Source organism: Flavonifractor sp. An306, assembly GCF_002159455.1.
Classification (GTDB): domain Bacteria; phylum Bacillota; class Clostridia; order Oscillospirales; family Oscillospiraceae; genus Flavonifractor.
The window spans coordinates 1-19623 of sequence record NZ_NFIQ01000006.1 but is presented as its reverse complement, the minus strand read 5'-3'; the positions used below and the strand labels follow the sequence as shown (position 1 = coordinate 19623).

At 56.8% G+C, this 19623-nt stretch carries 13 protein-coding genes; 6 read left to right on the top strand and 7 right to left on the bottom strand.

From position 1 onward, the window contains the following. Window positions 1–399 precede the first annotated feature (399 nt). Window positions 400–978 carry an RNA 2'-phosphotransferase gene (locus B5F88_RS02330; RefSeq protein WP_087341382.1) on the bottom strand — a complete coding sequence of 193 codons (579 nt, stop codon included), beginning with the start codon at window positions 976–978 and terminating at the stop codon, window positions 400–402. 1349 nt (window positions 979–2327) lie between these two features. Between B5F88_RS02330 and B5F88_RS02325 the strand changes: the two genes are divergently transcribed. Both B5F88_RS02325 and B5F88_RS02320 read left to right on the top strand, forming a co-directional pair. Beyond that, complete coding sequence (locus B5F88_RS02325; protein WP_087341381.1) at window positions 2328–2834, top strand: hypothetical protein; 507 nt, start codon at window positions 2328–2330, stop codon at window positions 2832–2834. After that, the gene (locus tag B5F88_RS02320; protein WP_087341380.1) at window positions 2831–3472 is read left to right on the top strand and encodes a hypothetical protein; all 642 of its coding nucleotides are present in this window, start codon (window positions 2831–2833) and stop codon (window positions 3470–3472) included. The genes B5F88_RS02325 and B5F88_RS02320 overlap by 4 nt, the downstream gene beginning before the upstream one ends. 1137 nt (window positions 3473–4609) lie before the next feature. On the opposite strand, the gene B5F88_RS02315 is transcribed toward B5F88_RS02320, so the two are convergent. Next, window positions 4610–4846 (bottom strand): hypothetical protein, encoded by a 237-nt coding sequence (locus B5F88_RS02315; RefSeq protein WP_087341379.1) that lies wholly within the window; start codon window positions 4844–4846, stop codon window positions 4610–4612. A gap of 447 nt (window positions 4847–5293) precedes the next feature. On the opposite strand from B5F88_RS02315, the gene B5F88_RS21260 reads away from it, so the two are divergent. Beyond that, complete coding sequence (locus B5F88_RS21260) at window positions 5294–6283, top strand: SEC-C metal-binding domain-containing protein (RefSeq protein ID WP_087341378.1); 990 nt, start codon at window positions 5294–5296, stop codon at window positions 6281–6283. 84 nt (window positions 6284–6367) lie between these two features. On the opposite strand, the gene B5F88_RS02305 is transcribed toward B5F88_RS21260, so the two are convergent. Together B5F88_RS02305 and B5F88_RS02300 are read right to left on the bottom strand one after the other, a co-directional pair. After that, complete coding sequence (locus tag B5F88_RS02305; RefSeq protein WP_162612097.1) at window positions 6368–8764, bottom strand: leucine-rich repeat domain-containing protein; 2397 nt, start codon at window positions 8762–8764, stop codon at window positions 6368–6370. Between the two features lie 85 nt (window positions 8765–8849). Next, a complete protein-coding gene (locus B5F88_RS02300) occupies window positions 8850–9386 on the bottom strand; it encodes a hypothetical protein (protein ID WP_087341376.1) in 537 nt (178 codons plus the stop codon). Window positions 9387–10131: 745 nt separating this feature from the next. Between B5F88_RS02300 and B5F88_RS02295 the strand changes: the two genes are divergently transcribed. From B5F88_RS02295 to B5F88_RS02285, 3 genes are all read left to right on the top strand, one after another. Next, complete coding sequence (locus tag B5F88_RS02295; protein ID WP_087341375.1) at window positions 10132–12252, top strand: hypothetical protein; 2121 nt, start codon at window positions 10132–10134, stop codon at window positions 12250–12252. Between the two features lie 605 nt (window positions 12253–12857). Then, on the top strand, window positions 12858–13934 hold the full coding sequence (locus B5F88_RS02290) for a PDDEXK nuclease domain-containing protein (protein WP_087341374.1): 1077 nt from the start codon (window positions 12858–12860) through the stop codon (window positions 13932–13934). 2134 nt (window positions 13935–16068) lie between these two features. Then, the gene (locus B5F88_RS02285) at window positions 16069–17862 is read left to right on the top strand and encodes an AAA family ATPase (protein ID WP_087341373.1); all 1794 of its coding nucleotides are present in this window, start codon (window positions 16069–16071) and stop codon (window positions 17860–17862) included. Window positions 17863–17942: 80 nt separating this feature from the next. On the opposite strand, the gene B5F88_RS02280 is transcribed toward B5F88_RS02285, so the two are convergent. From B5F88_RS02280 to B5F88_RS02270, 3 genes are all read right to left on the bottom strand, one after another. Continuing rightward, window positions 17943–18359 carry a hypothetical protein gene (locus B5F88_RS02280; RefSeq protein ID WP_140402039.1) on the bottom strand — a complete coding sequence of 139 codons (417 nt, stop codon included), beginning with the start codon at window positions 18357–18359 and terminating at the stop codon, window positions 17943–17945. Further along, entirely contained in the window at window positions 18349–18498 is a 150-nt protein-coding gene (locus B5F88_RS20580) for a hypothetical protein (protein WP_162612096.1), read from the bottom strand. The genes B5F88_RS02280 and B5F88_RS20580 overlap by 11 nt, the downstream gene beginning before the upstream one ends. 275 nt (window positions 18499–18773) lie before the next feature. Further along, window positions 18774–19601 (bottom strand): DUF6557 family protein, encoded by an 828-nt coding sequence (locus B5F88_RS02270; protein WP_087341370.1) that lies wholly within the window; start codon window positions 19599–19601, stop codon window positions 18774–18776. Window positions 19602–19623 lie beyond the last annotated feature (22 nt).

The window sequence follows — 19623 nt, the reverse complement described above, 5'->3', positions numbered from 1 at the left end:
TCTCTGCAAGCAGTAGGGGCAAGCCGAATCCGACGATTGGCGGGCGTTCAGGCCGATGATTGGCACTAGGAGTCTTTTCTACGGAGAAAAGGAGGGGAGATTTTGCCTAAGCTCTCAGACACGGCGGCACGCACCACCCATCCCGAGCACCCCCGCAGGCCGCCGGCCTGCTCGGCACGACACCCGGCGGATTTGGATTCCTGCCCGGCGGGGCGGCGTAAGATGCCAAGCTATTTGTTGTATTCAACACTGAGCCGGGCGGCCCCGCCGCGCCTGCAGCCTCATCAGGGTGGCATCGGGCCCACCGGCCTGCTCAGCACGACACCCGCTCGGAAAGCTCCTATGTTGGATTCAACAAATAGCAAAGGACTCGCCCCCATATGGGCAAGCCCTCTGCCATCATTCCGGTTCCGTATATATACGCTCCACGATGTACCCAACCGGCACCGCCTCGCAGCACCACACACCATTCTCCGTCCTCCCAAACTCGACTCCATTTTCCGCCAGGGCCGAAGCGTCGATTTTCAGCACCACCGGAGTCCTCCCCTTCCAGCGCACTGCCGACTGCCAGGCCTTCCGGGCGTCCGCCTGCAGGTGAACGGCGTGGCGGGACATCTTGCTGATCTCCCCGCTCGCCATGATCTTCTCCAGAGCCGCAGTGGTGGTGCCGTGGTACAGGAATCGCGGTGGCGGCAATATCTCCAACTCCGGCTGCACCCAAGGAATCGTATGCCCCTGGCAGGCCTTGATGCGCTGGCCATCCTCGCTGAAGCGGAACCGGCCCTTGTCGTCGGTGACAACGATATCCTCCAAGGCGGCCCGGTCGAGGTGATACTTCCCGGTAGCGTTGACGCCCTGGATCAGCTGGGCTACGGAAACCCAGCCGTGGGAGTCCATGTCCAGGCCGGCCGCCTGGGGAGCGTGGCGGATCAGATAGCTCAGGAAGATGGGGAGCCGCTCAGGGTTTGTTTGTCCCATGAGGTTCGCCTTCTTAGATATCATTATACAGGGGCCCGCTTCCCGTTGCAATATAGGATCATGATATGCAGCCCGCACTCCCACCAGAGGCCGGGATTTTGCCCAGCGTTGCACACAACGCCAAGTTAGGCCCGGCCCGCCGTTATCTCCAACAAATAGATGACACAGCCCGTCCCGCCCCAAAGCCCGCCACCTCGGCCCATCCCTCCTCTCTCCAGCCCTTCTGCCCTGCCAATTCTCATCTCCGAGCCGTCTGCCCCGCGGCCAGCATCCATCATAAAACCATCAGATAATAGTCAAAATTACTCCCAAACCGTTTTCCATATTTCAGTATCCAGCCAAAGTATCCGCCTGCTTCTCCAAGCTGTGCTGATGCCACCGGCAACCCCCATACGACGGCCGCCCAGTCCATATGTCCCAGCTTCAGCCGCGGCGAAATCATCCATCCAGGCTTTATACGCTGCCGCCAAACACAGTGATTTGGAGCTGCCGGCTGGTGTATCCCCGTCAAAGCTAAGGATTGCCCGCAGTTTACACCCAGGGCATCATGGGATGCGGCAACCCAGACAGCGAATGCTAAGATGCAAGGGGCCGCAAAGAAGAGCTAAGGCGGGCAAGCGCCCTCCATGGGCCGTTTCAGGCCCCGCAGGGGACAATTATTCAAGCTGCCCCGCAGCATCAGTGCAGAGCAGCGGATCAAGCATGGGAGAGATGGGCTCAGGGGTGATATTTGGAGAGCAAAAGCCGTTTTGCAAGCAGTCGCAGTCAGCCGCCGAGCAGCCCATGTATGGCTAAGATACGCCTTTTTATTCAGGGCATCGAGCACGGGGGCTCGGAACGGGTGGTGCGTGTCGCAGAGCCAAACAGCCCGAAGCTGCTACGCCCTCTCTTTTCTCCGTAGAAAAGACTTCAGAAACCCCATCATGAGCTGCATGCGGCAGCCTTCCCAGCAAGCCAATCACTGGCCACCCAATCATCCACCCCGCCCTCCAGTCCATCAAAGTCTGAAGGACTTTATTGCCTCACTCGAAAATATTATTTGCCTATTATTTGGGCACTCCTCCACCGCCCTGCCCCCAGGTAAAGCTGCCCATCTCCCCTGTCTCCAGTCCATCCAGCTTTTCAATCCCAATTTGCATATTCTCTGCGTATTATCTGCCTATGTTTCGGCTATGGTCTGCGTATGAGATGCACATGAGAACTTTCTGGGGGTATATAAAACGCATATTATTCAGATATTGTTCGGCAATTAAAAGAATAATAAATGCCTATTGGATAGATATGGTTGACGGGGGTGGTTGCCGTGGTATAATTGGGTTTAGAATTCTGCGTGCAGGAGGGGATATGGCATGGGAGAGGCATTCGGGAAGGCGATATCCCGGGAGGCCCACGCCTACCAGGGCGTCGTTTACGACCTAGAGCTCTGCGACGACGGCGGCGAATGCGCGTCCCTAGTTGCTCGGGTCGGGGCCGGGGAGATCGTGGATTGGCGGGAGAGCCGGCGGGGGATGGTTGAAGCCATACTGGGTGCGACTTCTCTGTATTTGCCCCGGTGGTACTTCGAGGGCAAGTTCCAGGAGCTGCCGGAACTTACTCTTGGGAAGAGATATCTGTCCAAGGAGGCGTTTCTGGAGCTGGCTCCCTCCGAGTATGATGCCTATCTGTTTTCCAGCGGGAAATCTGTTCATGTCCCCGGGCAGGCGGACTGTTTAGATGCAGAGGCATATGGGCAGGATTGGGTTGCTGTTCTGGAGGCCGCGGCGATGGTGACCCCGGTGCCCCGGCTTGGACAGGATTCCTCTGAGGGTACCGAGACAGCCGGGGACCCTGTACTGGATGGGAGGCGAGGTAGATGATTGGAATATACGGGGTTAGCTTGGGCGGGCCCGGCCAATATTGGAGGCCAGTTGCTGCCAACCGGTTTGCCATGGTATCCCGGACTCTGCCCAAAGCGGCAGACCAACCGGTGGCGCCGGTATCGGCCGCACCTGTAATAGACCGGAATCAGCCCAGCGCCGTCCGACTGTCCGGGTTCCGGTACCAGCCCGGCACTGACCCGGTGGAGCTGTCCGTACGCAGCCGTATCCAATATCTCAGCCCGGAGGAGCTGGAGGCGGAAATCGTCAACTCCAAGTCCGCCCAGGAGATCATGGCAGAGGCTGAATGCCAGACCTGCAAGGAGCGGAAATACCAGGACGGTTCGGATGACCCTGGCGTGTCCTTCAAGACCCCGACCAATGTGGCGCCGGAGCTGGCGGCCTTGGCGGTCCGGGGGCACGAGCAGGAGCATGTTGTCCGAGAGCAGGCTGAGGCCCGGCGGGAGGGCCGGGAGGTGGTTTCCCAGTCGGTGACCTATCATACGGCTATATGCCCAGAGTGCGGGAAGGTGTATGTGTCGGGTGGGACGACCAGGACGAGCACCCGGGCGGTTCAGGAGCAGCCGGATACTGGAACTGAGATGGGTGGGCGGGCTCCCTTCTCTGCAGTAGCTTAGGCGGAATCACGAGTTCTCCCGCAGGCGGCGCCGATTTGCTGATATGCTCCCTTCGTTTCCCTCTGCCTATCTGATCTGCATTGTGAGTTTTCTCTTTGTTGACGCAGCAGATTGGCTTGTCCTGTGCTCATAGTTACCATATAGGAGATGCGCTATTGGCTTTCCACCATAGTACACGAATCGCCAATTTGTGTGTCGGCTCCCTATATGGGGCTTTTTGCTCCTGAGCGCTGTAATCGTGGCCAATTTGTCTTTTTTACGGAGAAAAGGCGGGGCAGATTTTGCTTTGCTCTCTGGCCCGGCGGCACGCACACCCGTTCCGAGCCCCTGTGCCCGATGCCCGGCGGGTGATGAAGTTCCCATGGACGGCCCGGATGAGTCCTCTGCGCTGCCCGGAATCATAGCACGGCTTCCCGTTCGCCCGATTGGCCTAAGCGGCCAGGCTGTTGAGGGGCAGCCACGACACCCTCCATGTCCTCCGTCGGCTGCCGCACAGGCTCAGCGGGAAGCTCCAGCGGTCCACCCTAGCCGGGCAACGAGCTGGACGCCTGGTATGCTGCCCGGAGCTGAGGATCGCTGTTATGTCCAACGGAGAGCTCATCGCGCCCCTATGTACAACCAAGCAGCGCATAGGCCGCCACACCATATCTTCCCTGCAGCACGCCCGGCTGCTCATACTCCCCTGGCACGGCGCCCGGATGAGAAGGCGATCCAGGCGCTCAATCCAGCGCCACTTGCGCCACCAGAAAGCCTTCAGAGAAGGCCTGCCGTCTGGGCTGACAGGCCGTCCGCCTGGGGCGCTGCTCATGCAAAGAAAAATGCCCCCGCCGCACAGCGAGGGCATTTCTGCTCAGTTCTCATAGAATTTCTGGAGCCATTTCTGGAAATTATTGCGATGGGGATGTTCTCTCCAACCGTTGCTGAGGATGAACGATTTCCCGTGGATTTGGTACGCCTTGACATAGTATCGCAGGTGTCCGTTTGCATCACGACAACAGTATCGGAGTTTCTTTGTTTCCTGGGCACAGGCGTCCGAAACCTCTTGCAGCACGGGATAACTTATCTGAAATACGGCCCGGCAATAGGCACGGTCGCAGAGCCGCTCGGTCTCATCCTCCGGAAGCCGACCGGAAGAAATCAGGTTCTCAATCCTGCTGCGGACAAAATTGCCAACCTTGCACACCTCGCGGCCGGGGTCCATTGGGGGCGTTCTTTCTCCAGCAGGGCCTGGTATCCGTTTTCCGAGAGCATGACGGCCAAGACCTTGTCGTTTGCAATGAGCGCCATGGGGCCGCCCCTTTTTAGTTTCAGGCTAACCAAATCTGGATCTTCTTCCACTTCGCTGAGGAAAGCCCAGCCAAACCTGTACCCCATGCTCGATACCTCCTAACCGCTCAGATTCCAAGATATTGCAAAGCTACTGTGGTCTCAGTTTACCACAGCCGGCCATTCGGATCAAGTCTGGCTCCCAACCAGGTGCAGCGGCTACATCCATCCTCTGGGGCTACTCCATGGGCGGCTCAAGTGTAGGATGCCGACATACGGTTTGAGTCTACGGCTCGATGTTGTATCCAACGCTGAGTAGACCGCGCCCCACCGCCTGGCAAGCGCCGCACAAGCCCCCACCCGGCGCCTCCATCAGTGGCCCGACCGACAGCCATTCCCCCTGTCATCGAGCCCGGGACTCAGAGCGGGTAGCCCCGGCCGCAGCCCAACACAACCCAAAATCTCTTCCCCTCCCTTTTCTCCGTAGAAAAGGCAGGGAAACCCTCCCCACATCCCCACCCCAAAGGCCGAACCCGAAAGGAGTCCCACATCTTCATGGGAAAAAGAAATGATGCTGGATATGTTGCCATCCCCGAGTCCTATACCCGCCGCCAACTGAACGCCCTTTACCGGGAGATCCCCCTCAAGGACACCACCTCCCGCCTGCTCCGGAAGTATTTTAACGCCATGGCCAACCTCTACGGCATCATTCCCCTGAAAAAGGCCTACGAGATCATCTCTGAGCAGAATCCGACCCTGGTAACCGAACAGGAGTTCCTGGCATTCGCGGAGATCGCCCGGCATGAGGTCGAGGACTACTATATCCTGGGGGCTGAGGACATCTATACCAACCGGGCTCCCGTGGAGCCCATGCGCCGGGAGATCATAGACACCCTGCTGGTCGAAGGCAACATGGAACAGTATACTCAGACGAAGGAGATCCAGCGCGGCAAGCCCTACTATGCCCCTTCCAAGAAAGAACTCTTGCTCTACGATGACGCCCTCTATTGCAAGGAGACACCGGCGGTCATGGCTCTGAAAAAGTTCCTGGCTACCGGCCTGCGCCTCAACGCGGAGAAAACCGAGGAGGTCTTCCAGGGGCTGCTGTATAACGCTCGCTGCGTGGGCGCCGGCTTTCAGGATTTGATGCAGCATCTGGAAAAGTTTGGAATTCGGTTCCGGACTGCCAGGGATGTTGAAAAATTCGCGGAGCTGTATCAGGAATTTCATAACAGTACGCGGATGCATTGCAACCGGGGCTATACCCCCAATGAGATGACGGATATGCAGCCGCTGGAGCAGCGCATCCCCCGCTCGATGTCCTTTGGGCCCAACCTTCGCGGTGCGCTGGCCTCCGGAGCCATGAATGCGGCGGAGCTGCGGGAGGGTGTACTGGCCATGGATTTGCCCAGCGAGGATCTGCGGGCCAGCCTGCTGGGTGAGATCGCGGCGGCGACTGGGCCTGGGAAGAACAAAAAGGTAGGGCGGAATGATCCGTGCCCGTGCGGGAGCGGGAAGAAGTATAAGAAATGCTGTGGGCGGTGATTGTGGGGTATCACGCCGACCGGATCACAATAAAAAGCGGCCCTGGTCAAAGACCAGAGCCGCTGAAGTTTTTGTGTGGAAAAATTAGTTGATGGACAGTGCTCCCCATGGGGAACCTTCTGCTGCTCCGTGATATGTTATATGTGGTATTCCATAGAAGGCTCTCGAATAAATAGTTGTGACACTATCAGGGATGACCAAGTCAGCAAGACTGGTACATCCGTGAAACACACCATTCCAAATCCAAGTTAGACTATTTGGCAAAGAAACCTCTTGCAATGATGAACAGTTCATAAATGAATAATTCCCCAAGGTAGCTAACCCGTCAACAATTGTTACAGACTTCAACTTTTGGCACTCTTCAAAGCTACTTTCACCGGTATATAACACTGTTCCCCCAATTTTTAATGTCTCCAAATAATTATTATTTTTGAAGGCATCATCTCCAATATTAACCACATAATAGTCATGTCCATCTGTGCCATTAAAACGCGCAGTCAAGTCAAGTGTAGTTTCTTCCCCAGTAAGCCCAATCAAATTCATATTATCCGCGGTCAACTCAATACCCTTTGCGCCATCAATAGTAACGCCATCTGCACCACAAAAGCCCCATTTATCATATTGTTCACGGGACATCTCTAAGCAAGGTACCCCAGTAAAAGACATGGGTTCAACCTCTTGCACGGATTCCGGAAGATTGATTGTAGCCCCATAACAACTTCTAAAAGCGCTGTTTCCGATTGAATTTACTGTAGATGGTAGAATGACGCTTGTAACAGGGGATCCAGCAGAGCTGTAGTTGTAAAGGAAGTCCTCCCCTATTTTTGTTACACCTTCTGGGATAATGATTGTCCCTTTCCAAGAAGAAAATGGAGATTTATCTCTGATAGAGTAGTCTTTTTCGACAAGTGAAATAGATTGAATATCCAGCACGCTTGACTCATTACCAGGTGCAGCTTCTTCGCTCCATGCAAGAGACCCGAATGTTGTACAGCTTTCTGGGATATTCACATATTTAAGGTTTGGCATATCTGAGAACGCAAGAGATCCGATAGATGTTACCCCGTCAGGCAACTTTATTTCTTTTATGTTTGTGCATCCACCAAATGCAAAGCTCCCAATAATAGTAACCGTATCAGGCAATGTAATCTTAGTTAGATTTGTTTCGTCTTTGAATACATCGTCCCCGATCTTCAGAACCTTAAAGTCCCCGATCTGTTCTGGCACATTGATCTCGCTCTTGAACTGCAGGTTCTCAAACGAGTCAATCTGCAGGCCATCCTCATAGGAGCTGAAAGTAAACCCCATTGCCTGGGCTTCCTGGATGCTCTGGGTCAGGCCATTGGAGGGATTGCTGGAGACGATATTGATGTGGATGATAATGGTGATCGTCTGGCCATTCACATCCACCTCCAGCTCAATCTCATTGTCGCCGGGCTTCAGCTCGGTGCTGGGCAGCTCATCCGGGGTTACCGGCATGGTGTCCTCCTCGCCGTCCGGGGTGATGATGGGGACATTCACGGTGATGTCGCCGGGCTCCAGAGTATCGCCTTCATTGAGCTCGCCGTCAATATCCACCGAGGGCTCGCCACTGGCGTTGTACTCGGACACCTCCACCTTGAAGCTGGCCGTTTCGCCGCTCTGCAGCTCGCCAGTGATTGTGGTGGTGCCGCGGCTCTTGGCGTTAACGGTAACCGGCAGCTGGCCAGTGTACTCCCCGGCGGAGAGGGTCATGATATCGGCCACATCGGCGATCTCTGGGTTGCTGGACTCCACACTCACCAGCTTATCGTTGGAGTCGGTGGAAGACCACTTGAACACGGCCTCCTTGTTGGAGCCAGGGATCAGCAGTCCATTCTCCCAATCCACGGTCAGGGAGCTACTCACATCTTCACCGGACCCATCCGCCCAGTCCAGGGCGAATAGGACAGTGGCGATCTCAGACTCGGCCCGCACTTCAGACTGGGCAGGAATCTCGGCCTGCATGTCCAGGTCCAGCTCACCATCTGCCTCGATGCGGATGGGCAGGCTGGCCATATCGCCGGTCATATCTTCACCGGCCAGGGAGAAACCGAAGACTTTCTCGTCGGGGGCAGCCTCCGTGGCCTCCATGCCCTCCACCTGGATCGCCCGGTCCTCCACGCCGTTGATCACCTTGGCGTTGGTGGGGGCAACCACATTACCATCCAGGTCCATCAGGATGGGCAGCACGGTGGGTACATAGGCCGAGAAGATGGTTGGGTCTTCATCTCCACCAGGGCCAGGACCGGGGCCCTCTCCCCCGCCGCCTTCGTTCACGACCTCGAAGGTCACCGAGGTCTTGCCCTGGTAGCCGTCAGCTTCCTGGACCCAGTCCTCGTCCGTGATGTGCAGGTCGTTGTCCACCTGAACAGGCTGCACAGCCGCTGCCGCCGGCATAATCGAGCTGGCCAGCATCGTTGCAGCCAAAGCCATAGCAGCTATGGATCTATGGGTTTTCATAGGTACCATTCCTCCTCGTAGAGAAAATATATATGCAAAAGCGCAGCCACAGCCCGTTTGGCTGAGTCGGCGCCATTTGCCAGGATCAATTTTTCACTGTGACAGTGACATTCAGCTTCACCTGGTTTATGACTTCGGAGGCATCATCTGGGTTCAGGATGCTGAATACAGCAGTACAACCATATTCACCGGGATCCAGGTCTTGCAGGAGCTTGCCCTCTTCGATTTTGTAGCCAACCGGGATAACCTCAGACTCGTACAGGGTCTCCCCAGTGTCGTCCCGGATCAGGTCCACCTGGATCGGGGCGGGGTTGGTTTCCGCGTTCTGAATCAGCAGGTTGGCCTCAGAGTTCCCGTCCTCCAGATAGATGTTGGTGTTCATGAACACATTGGTCATGCCGGCGGCTACGGCCGCATCGACCTGTTCCTGGAGGCTGGCTGGCTCATCCCAGTCGATCTCGCCCAGGAGGACATCCCCATAGCTCTCCTTCTGCCCGCAGCAGTGGAGCAGCAGCAGGAGCAACAGGATAATCACACCGATGATGATGTAGCGGAGCTTCTTGTGTTTCTTGGGCTTGGGCTCCTCTTGGGAGTGGTCTTCCCTGGCCTTCTTTTCGTCCATTCTTTTGGGGCGGCTGCTTGTGTGTGCGGCCGCCCGCGCCTCCTTTCGGTTAGTGGTATATATCCTGAGCCTTTTATGCAGGTGCAGGGACTCTCTAATTGCCATCGTCTGGAATAGTTCTATATTCAAACTAAATCGACCCCTGTGCAGTTTCATCCGGCCTGTTGTGCCCTCGTGGCCCTGTTTTGTACCTCATTTTATCTATTTTTGAGCTACAACTGGTGTGTATTACGGCCCAAATCTTTTCTACAGAGAAAAGAGCGGGGAGGTTTTTTAGGCTGCCGGCCTCGCGGTCTGTGTCTCCCGTTCCGATCCCCCGGGCACGACACCCGGCGAATGGGGCCCTCCCAGGGCCAGCTCGGTAGGTCCCCAGATTCTCCCCGGGCGCCGCTGGAGTCGCCGGAGAGCTGCTGGCCCGGGCGGCACAGCATAGGCCCCGGCGCCGGCTACCAGTACCAGATATCGGGCCACTCCACGCGCCGCCCCTGGGACCAGCTTGGCCAAGCCTGCTAATTGTTGCGCAAAACATGAAACGAATCTGGCGGCCAAGCCCCTTGGCATCGGGCCCGGCGGCTTGGAGCAGGTGGTGTGTGCCGCCGCCCTCTAAGAGGAACACTTCCTCCCCGCCTTTCTTCCGTAGAAAAGACCCAGGTCCTCCGGAGAGCTTCCTACGGCCACCACCGGCCGATATCGCACCGCGAGCCCTCATATAATCCGGACATCATAACCCGGAGGTGTCCAAACTATGCCACAAAACCAAAAACAGCTTCCAGACCAGATGCTCTCCAAAGCAATTTCTGATGAGTTCGCCCGGTTTTTCCTGGATGTCCTCCGGCAAGCAAATCAAAGCCGCCGGGAGGATCAGGCATGTCCTGCGTATATCGTGGTTGTATCTAACCGCGGTCTGGCCATGTTCTTTGCATACCTGAATATACTTCGCCAATGCGCCCATGACCCTGATACCAACCGCCCCGCCCCCTGGAAAAGCTGCACACCCAAGGAGCTTCAGAACCTCGCAGAGATCTTCCACGACTGCGTTATCACGGGCGCCGCCGCCTGGGCAATGGCGTACGATGTGGCCCAGCACTATCTGGAGACCGGTATTTTCCCTCGTCTGATCGTCGTGGATGAACTGCCTCTCCACGGCCGGGCGCTCAACGGCTTCCTGTATGGTCTGGAAAAGCGACTGTTGCACGCGGAGGCCCTCTATGCGGAGAAGGTTGGAACTGTGGCCCAGTCCCGTGCGCCCATCCAAAACGCCTTCCTTGGGAAGCTGCACATCCGCGTCATCCATCGGCTTGCCGGCTCTAGCGTGCTGCTCCCCAGGTATCAGAAAATCTTGAACCGGGACAATCCGTCTAGCACTGAGCTTCCGCTCCAAGCCTGGAGAAACTATTCTATTGCCTATACTCAGTATGCCTCCATCTATGGCGCTCATCTGACCGGCCGGTTTATTTGCTTCCCTGCTCCAGAGGCGCAGGATCATGCCGCCGAGGCCCCAGGTAGCTCCACATTTACCCGGGTCTGCACGCAGCTGCAGAACATCAAGCAGGAAACCTGGCTCTATTCCTACCCAAGCGCGGCCCAGCCGCAGATCATCAGTGCAGTGCGCTGCCAGCATGGCCACAGAGAAGACGGCCAGACCCTGTATGTTGTTCCCCATATGATTCTGGATCATATCTCCTGGGGGAGTCTCCTGAAGCTGCACAACCGGCTCGTGCAGGAGGCACAGGCTGGCGGCAAGCACGAACTCGCAGCTCTCCTGGGGCGGCTGGATCCCGTGCTCGCAGATGAAACAAACAGCGATGCTCCCCTGCTCGCAACATGGCTCAGCCAAACTACGGATTTGGTGCTCAGCACATGGCTGCTGAAACAATTTTTGCAGGAGGTGAAGGGCATCAGCCCGGAGCAAATTGCGGCCGCCTATGGGGACCGCATCGACCTGGAGCCGCTGGTCTGCAATTTTCGAGCTTTTGGCCCAGCGGATCAGGCCAAGGCGGACATTCTCTCTGCGCTGCAGGAACTCTGGGACTGGGAACCCGCCGGAACGCTGGGGGAGTACCTGGCCGCCTACGCCGCCAATGGGCAGCCCATTTCGGCCTCCTGGATGGATGTGCCCCCACCGGTCGGCGATGCTGAACTGACCGAGAACTCACCGATGGTCCAATGCTTGGAGGACTCGCTTGCCAAAATCAGCCTGGAGGCGGAGCGGAATGCCTATACTCTATACGGATCCGGGTTGTTCTTCTCCGACGCCGCCATGTCGAACTGGGGAGATGCGCACTCCATCAGTACCTTGCTGGAGAAGCTGTACGCCCAGGAGGATGCTTATCCCGCAGTGCGGGGACATCTGAATCTGTACGAGACAGCGGCAATCCTCATCCAGGCCATGGATCTGGGGCTGTTGAACATGGATGCGGTATTCGGCCGGCAGCCTTGCACGGATCGTATGCGCTATGAGGATGGGCCCCGGGAACTGTACACTTGGCTGCGGGCTGGAGAAGCGGCTCTGTTCCTTTTACCCCTCCGGTACCGCAATCTGCTGACTGTGCTGGATGAGGTCCAGGAAAAGCGGAGAGAAGACTTGGACGGAGCGGCGTTTGACCTGATCCGCTTTGTAGACAGCTTGGCTTCCAGAGATCCAACAGCGCCCATCCAGATTGCGCATGATCTTTCCATGCCAGCCGAACAACTGAGGCGCAGCCTGTGCAGCGCTTATGAACTGTTTGTGCTGGGCGGGCAGAAGTTCAAAGAATGGGAATGCTACCTGCACGACCGCCGCTTGCCGGCCAAGATGCAAAATGAGGTGGGCGAGGCTGACCGTGGACTGCGGATGTATTTCTTGTCGGCATACAGGAATCCCTGAAAGCCCTATCCGATGACGGCTCCAGACGAGATTCCGCCTGGGTCCTTGCTGTTTATTCAGTACCGAAGGCGCGGTCTTTTCTACGGAGAAAAGAGCGGGGAGGTTTCTTTCGGCCGCTGGCCTTGCCGCCCGTAGCACACGCTCCGAGCCCCGGGCACGACACCCGGCGGATGGAGCTACCCAGGGCCAGCACGGAAGATTCCAAGCTCATCCCGGGCGCCGCTGGAGAGCTGCTGATCCGGGGCGGCCCGGGCCCTGGCGCCGGGTGCAGAAAATACCTACTACGGGATGCCTCCGTGGCAGGATTTGTGCTAATTGTCGTGTGCAACAAATAACTTCATGGCACAGGTGTCGTGCCAAGCAGGCCAAGCGCAGCGGCCTGCGATGGGCTCGGGGCGGGTGGCGCGGACAGCAGCGCAATCCAGCCAGAGAATCTCTTCCCTCCTTTTTTCCGTAGAAAAGACCCGGCAAACCCAAGATAGCACCAAAGCGTGGATCATCCACTTTGATCCGGAAAGCGCAAAGTTTGTCGGAGCATTTGCGTTGACGCGGCCTTCGGCTGTACAGTATAATATAGGCAACCAATCACCAGGGAGGCGCAGGCAATGGATACGCCAGCCAAAAATATCGACCAGGAATTTCTGAATAGCGTTTCAGATATTCTTGAGCAAGCCCGCCAGAGGGCTAAGACCGCGGTCAACCTCTCCATGGTCTACGCCTACTACGCGATTGGGCAAAGAATCGTCGAAGAGGAACAGCGGGGAAATGGGCGATCTGACTACGGGGCCTATATGATCCAGAAGCTCTCTGAGTACCTGAATAAACGATTTGGAAAGGGCTTCTCAGTGACAAACCTAAAGCAGATGCGTCAATTCTACCTAACATACTGCCAGGACCAAATTGGTCAGACAGTGTCTGACCAATTCAAAAATCTACCATCTGTCGGCGCCGGCCGCAAATTCTTTCTGAGTTGGTCCCACTACTTAAAACTGATGCGCATCGACAACATCGACGAGCGGCACTTCTATGAGATCGAAGCCGCCAAGAACAATTGGAGCCTGGCCGAGCTGAAGCGTCAGTACGATAGCTCCCTCTACGAGCGGGTCGCCCTCAGCACTGACAAAGACAAGGTCTACCGCCTGGCCCTGGAAGGGCAGGTCATCGAATCCCCACAGGATGCGGTCAAGGACCCCTATGTTCTGGAGTTCCTGGGCCTCCCGGAACTCCCCGCCTACTCCGAGACTGAGCTGGAGAGCCGTATCATCGACCACCTGCAGCAGTTTCTTCTGGAGCTGGGGACCGGGTTCGCCTTCATCGGCCGGCAGGTGCGCTTCACCTTCGACGAGGAGCACTTCATCGTAGACTTGGTTTTTTATAACCGCCTGCTCCGCTGCTTCGTCCTGTTCGACCTGAAGATTGGAGAGCTGAAGCATCAGGACATCGGCCAGATGCAGATGTATGTGAACTATTACGACCGGAAGGTCAAGCTGCCGGATGAGAACCCGACCATTGGGATTATCCTCTGCAAGGACAAGAACAATGCAGTGGTTGAGATGACCCTGCCAGAGGATAACGCGCAGATATTCGCCAGCAAGTATCAGACGGTGCTGCCCAGCAAGGAAGATCTCCAGCGACTGTTGGAGGAACAAACCTCCGGAAATGATACTTCAACCGCGAAATAGCGAGCATGGCCCCTTTGCCTTCATGGCGAGGGGGCTTGTTGCTGCTTTTCTGTTCATCATTTTGTTGGCATGTGCTCGTGTCGAAGAATCCCTGCCCTGCCCGCGCCTGTGGCGTGACGCCTTCTTGGGTCTTTTCTACGGAGAAAAGGAGGGGGCGGGGGCATCCCGGTATCTGGCCCTGCGGCTCGCACTACTCGTCCCGAGCCCCCTTGCTCGATGCCGCCCGTCTGTGGTTCCCGCTTGGACAGACAACCGGACTCCCGGCTCCAGCCAACCAGGCCCCAGCTGTACGGCCCCACAGCCCAAGACCCTCCGGTCACGCACCACACCCCAGGCTTCTGGCCCGGGCGGAGCAGGATATGCCTCGACGCCGGCAGCCAACCCATCGCAGGCCCGCCCTCCCCTGAACACCCCCATATGCACCCACCAGTCCGGGCGGGGTGCCCAAGGTGCGCCTAACAGCCAAAGCACGGAACCAGCCAGAACAGCTCCGGCACTGCCCCGCCCACCGCAGAAACCCCAGGCGCACAGCCAAGCCTCTGGCGGCAACACCCCACTCCGAGGCCCCTCAGCCCGCACCTCCCCGGCCGAGCCACCCATCCGCCCCGGCGCCACGCCCAGGCCCTCAAGGCCAACCAGCTCCCACCTGCTCCAACTCCTCAAATTCCAATAAGCATCCAACATTCATTTATTGCGCATCTAATCTTTGAAAAATATACGAATAATATGCGTTTTATATAACAGCAAGATACCTCCATGTGCATCTCATGCGCAGAATATATCCATACCATAGGCGGATAATAGGGGGATAATACGCAAATGAGCGAAGAATAGCTGAACACCTGGAAGACCCAGGGGCAGAAGCGTCTGGGGCGGGCTATGCAGGCGGGTTATTGAGCCGGGCTCCCTGGGATTCGGGGACTCCAGCGGCTGTCCCGGGCAGTGGGCTTCCCCGGAGAATATTTCGATAATAGTCAAATAATAGTCAGAAATAGAGATGAAGAAAAGCTCCCTTCCCTGCTGTCCTAAAACAGAGCGAAAAGAATCTTGGGCCGTCTGATTACCAGCCCTCTATGCCATGCCCAGCCGGTGAGACAGGAGCATCTTTGCTTCGCTCTTCGCCTTTTGGCCCTGCGGCCTGGGCCGCCAACTCAAAGCTCCCTTGGCTTCTTGGTATGCACAGCCGCCTCCGGGCCGTCTTAGCGCCTTAGCTTGGCTGTGACTGTGCTTGCCCTGTGCCCCTTCTCCACCGCATCGCTGATGCATGGGCCCCATATGAGCGCGGCCAATCCACCTGCACTGCCTCCAATGCCTGCCTCAGCCTCCGCATGGCGCTTGATCCTTAGCTCCCGCCGTGCCCCTCTCCCCTGCTGGGCCTATACCTCCAGGCGGCCAGCTTCCTATGTTGGCTCCAACCATGGAGACCAACCGTTATGGACGCTTGCCCGCCTTAGCTTCGCTTTGGAACTGCGGGCCTGCCTTGGCTCTACTCTGGGACTGGCTGCCATCCGTAGCTTTACTCTAAAACTACCTGCTGCACCACTGGATGGGTCAGAAACCATGGTTTCCCCAGGGAAACTGGAGGATTGCCGGGGGACATTGAGGGTGACTGCGATATCAACTCCGGATTTCGGGTGAAATATTGAACGGTTTTGGAGTTTTACATGATGTTTATATGAGGGTTTTATGGCGGGCGCATGGCGGAGAGTAGAGGGCTCGTAGATGTGGATGGGCGGTGCAGGTGGGTCGGAGTGAGGAGGGATAGGACGGGTTGCCAGGCTCGCCGGGTTTGGCAGCCCCAGACTGTTTGTTGTAGCTGACCGCTGGGGTAGCTGGGGGTTGTGGGCAACATAGATTTCCATCCGCCGGGCATCGTGCAGAGCAGGCCAGGCGGAGCTGGGCTGCGGGGGTGCTCGGGGCGAGTGGTGCGTGCCGCAGGGCCAGAGAGCCCAACAAAATCCGCCCTCCTTTTCTCCGTAGAAAAGACCCCGGCTGCCCAAAGATGCGCCACAGTTTGGATACACCCCTTCATTGCCCCGCCGGGTGCCCGACCGCTAAAAATATAATTACCCCCCATTATCCCCTTTTCTTTTCGTGCCAAAAGGGGTATAATAATCACAAAGGGGGTGATCCCATGGACACAGCCGACCTCCAGGAGCAGATTGCTCGTCTGGAAAAGCAGATTGCGCTGTTACCCAAAGGTACCATCACTAAGAAAAAGGTCAATGACAAGGAATATTTCTACCACCGCCGATCCGAAGCTGGGAAGCGTCAGGAGAAGTATGTCCCCGCCGAGGATGCCCCGGCCCTCCAGGACCAGATCAAGCAGCGAAGGAGCCTGGAAAAGCAACTGAGAGCCCTGCGGAAGCAGCTCCCCAAACGGCCCCCTACGGTCTCTCAGGAGTATGCGGCCATGATCCGCACCGGTAAGGAGCTCCTCGCCTTTGCCGCCGGCGTCCGGCAGTACCGAAAGCGTGAGTGCTTCCAGCAGCTCCACGACTACATCTATGGCCCTGTCCAGGACAAGGTGTTGATCCTCTACGGACTGCGCCGTACCGGGAAGACCACCCTAATCCGTCAGCTCTTCGCTGAGATGTCTGACGCTGAGCTATCCAAGGCGGCTTTTATCCAGGTAGTTCCCCAAAACACCCTGTCCGAGGTGAACCGAGATCTCCGCCGCCTGGAGGAACAGGGTTTCCGATATGTGTTCTTGGACGAGGTCACCTTGCTTGAGGATTTCATTGAAGGCGCCGCCCTATTCTCCGATATCTTCGCCGCCTGTGGCATGAAAATCGTCCTCTCCGGCACCGATTCCCTGGGATTTCTTTTCGCCGAGGATGAGCAGCTCTATGACCGCTGCATTCTGTTGCACACAACCTTCATCCCCTACCGGGAGTTTGAGTTTGTGCTTGGCATCCGTGGGATCGATGAATATATCCGCTACGGAGGCACCATGAGCCTGGGCGGTGTCCACTACAACGAAGCCTCCTCCTTTGCCACCAAAGAGCGGGCCGACGAATATGTAGATACGGCCATCGCCCGGAATATCCAGCACTCCCTGCGCTGCTACCAGAACGAGGGCCATTTCCGACACCTCCAGGATCTGTATGAGACCGGTGAGCTGACCAGCGCCATCAACCGGGTGGTAGAGGATATCAACCACCGATTCACCTTGGAGGTGCTCACCCGCAACTTCAAATCCAACGACCTGAGCATCTCGGCCGGCAACCTCCGGCGTGACCGGGTCAACCCCACCGACATCCTGGACCGGGTCGATGTGGCCGCCGTGACGGAGAACCTGCGTGCCCTGCTGGAAATCCGGAATAAAGAGGAACAGACCGTCCCGCTCGATGATATCCATGCCGCGGAGATCAAAGAATACCTGGATCTACTGGACCTAACCCAGGACATTGAGGTACTCCACCTGCCCCATGTGGGCGAGAAGGGTTCCCGTACAGCCATCGCCCAGCCCGGTCTCCGGTACGCCCAGGCGTCCGCCCTGATTCAGAGTTTGCTGTTGGACGAAACATTCAGCGCCCTGTCTCTCCCTGAGCGCAACGCGGTACAGGAGCGTATCCTATCTGAGATCATGGGCCGGATGATGGAGGATATCGTCCTCCTGGAAACTAAGCTGGCCAATCCGAACAAGCAGGTGTTCGTCCTCCAGTTCCCGGTGGGCGAGTTCGACATGGTTGTCTTTGACCCAGCTGCGGCAAACTGTGAGATTTTTGAAATCAAGCACAGTGCGGAGATCGTGCCGGCCCAGTACCGGCATCTGGTCGATCCACAGAAGTGCGCCGAGACCGAACACCGGTTTGGTCCTATCATGGCAAAGTCGGTTCTGTACCGGGGAGAGTCTAAGATAGTCGATGGGGTCAAGTATGAGAATGTGGAAGTCTATCTGTGTAAGTTAGGGAAGCCGGTCTGATGATGCCAATTACGGATTCCATAGGACAGCGATCGTAACACAAGAGGAGCGTGGCATTTGCCCGCTCCTCTTTTTTCGTATCAGCTATGGATGGGGTTCCCACCGCCCATCATATTGTCAAACAGCTCCATACAACGCTCCACAGCCTCCGGCCGTAGCTTATTGTTCGCAGAGGCGATAAGCCACATCACCAGTTCCTCCTCCGGCAAGCAGAAAGGGTCATCCTCCCATGTCCCGAAGCGGTACCGCGGCCGGGGTTGCCGGATTGCACGCTCTACCTCATCCGCCGCCTTAGCTTTGGCAATCAGCGCCAGCTTCTTCTCTAAAATGATGCGAACCAAGTCTTCCAAAACACCTTCCTGCAAATATCTTTCGCAGACTCCTCTGGCAATCCAGCTGGCGGTCAGCTTCTTCAGAAACAGCTTTTCTGTATCCTTGAATGCTGCGGCCAGGCGGAAGACCGCAGGCAGGAAGATCGCATCCAAATTAGAAAGCACAACCGTCCCCCTCTTCGTCCTCATCCTCGTCCCAGGGGACTTCCGGGTCATCATCCAGGCTCAGCTGTCCATCGGCCGGATCCATCTCATAGTATCCATCGTTATTGACACTGTGCAGGGTTTCATAGACTTGATCCATGATCACTTGATCATCCTCGGCTGTCAGAGAAACCACAAAGGGCAGCCCATTCCGTAGCAGCACCTGGGCTAAGAACATGGTAATTGCATTGGATAGGGGAGTATACATAATCCTGCTCCGCGGAGCTATGTGACGGGCAAACTGAAAAAACAGCCCCAGGGATCATTGCCCCAGGACTGTTTTCTGGTTAGTTTATGATGGATGGAGCTATAAACACGACCCGCCGCACAGGGAGTTTTCTCTCGCATCAATGCGTAGTCTCATCTCTTTTCCATTCAGTCAACTTTCCGTTCTAAGTATGCTCGCATGGCATGGTACTTCCGCAACCCGTTTTCGGCGATCTCCCGACTCATCCGCCGGTGGTCAGCCAGCTTTTCCTCCTCGGTGCGCTCCGGGATGCCAAGCTCCGCAAAGACCTTCTCGGCAGGGATGAAGTGCTTCTCCTGCTCCTCCTTGGGCAGCTTCAGGATCTCGTCCAACTCCTCAGCACGCCGGTGCAGCTCCTCCCGCTCAGCGTCCACACGAGACTCGTCGAAACCAAAAAAGGTCATCTCCCATAGGACGGCCACGGCAAGAGGGATGGGCCCCACCTCCAGGATGTTGTATGGATCTACCTCATACCCCAGGATCTCCTCCCAAGGGGAGAGATCATAAGCGTAGCTGTCAGGGAGGATACGGGTGTGTGCCAACTCTTCAACCTGGTCGTCGGTGAGGCCCTCCAGGGTGGTGACCTTGGATAGCGGCGAATCCCAGTCAAACTGGGCGTCCAGGTCATCCTTCTTGAACAGGCAGGCGTCCAGGAATTCACGACGGCCCTCGTCTTCGTTGTCATCGACGAACGAGATGCCCAGGATCAGGTGCCCGGTGTCTTTGGGCTTTCGATCTTTCAGCGTGCCAATAAAGGCAGCGACTTGATCCACCACCCGGCCTTTCTTCTCGGGGGAAAGGTCATCGTATTTGGCAGCATACACCTCGGCAAGATCAGGGGCGGGGATGGAAAAAATGAGTTCTTTTATCAGCATTGCAAATTCCTGGGTGGAGAAACCATACTTTGTCAGCTCACGGGTGGCATGGGCCACCGCTTCAAACAGAGAGTCAGTCATCCTCGTCGTCCTCCTTGGTGAA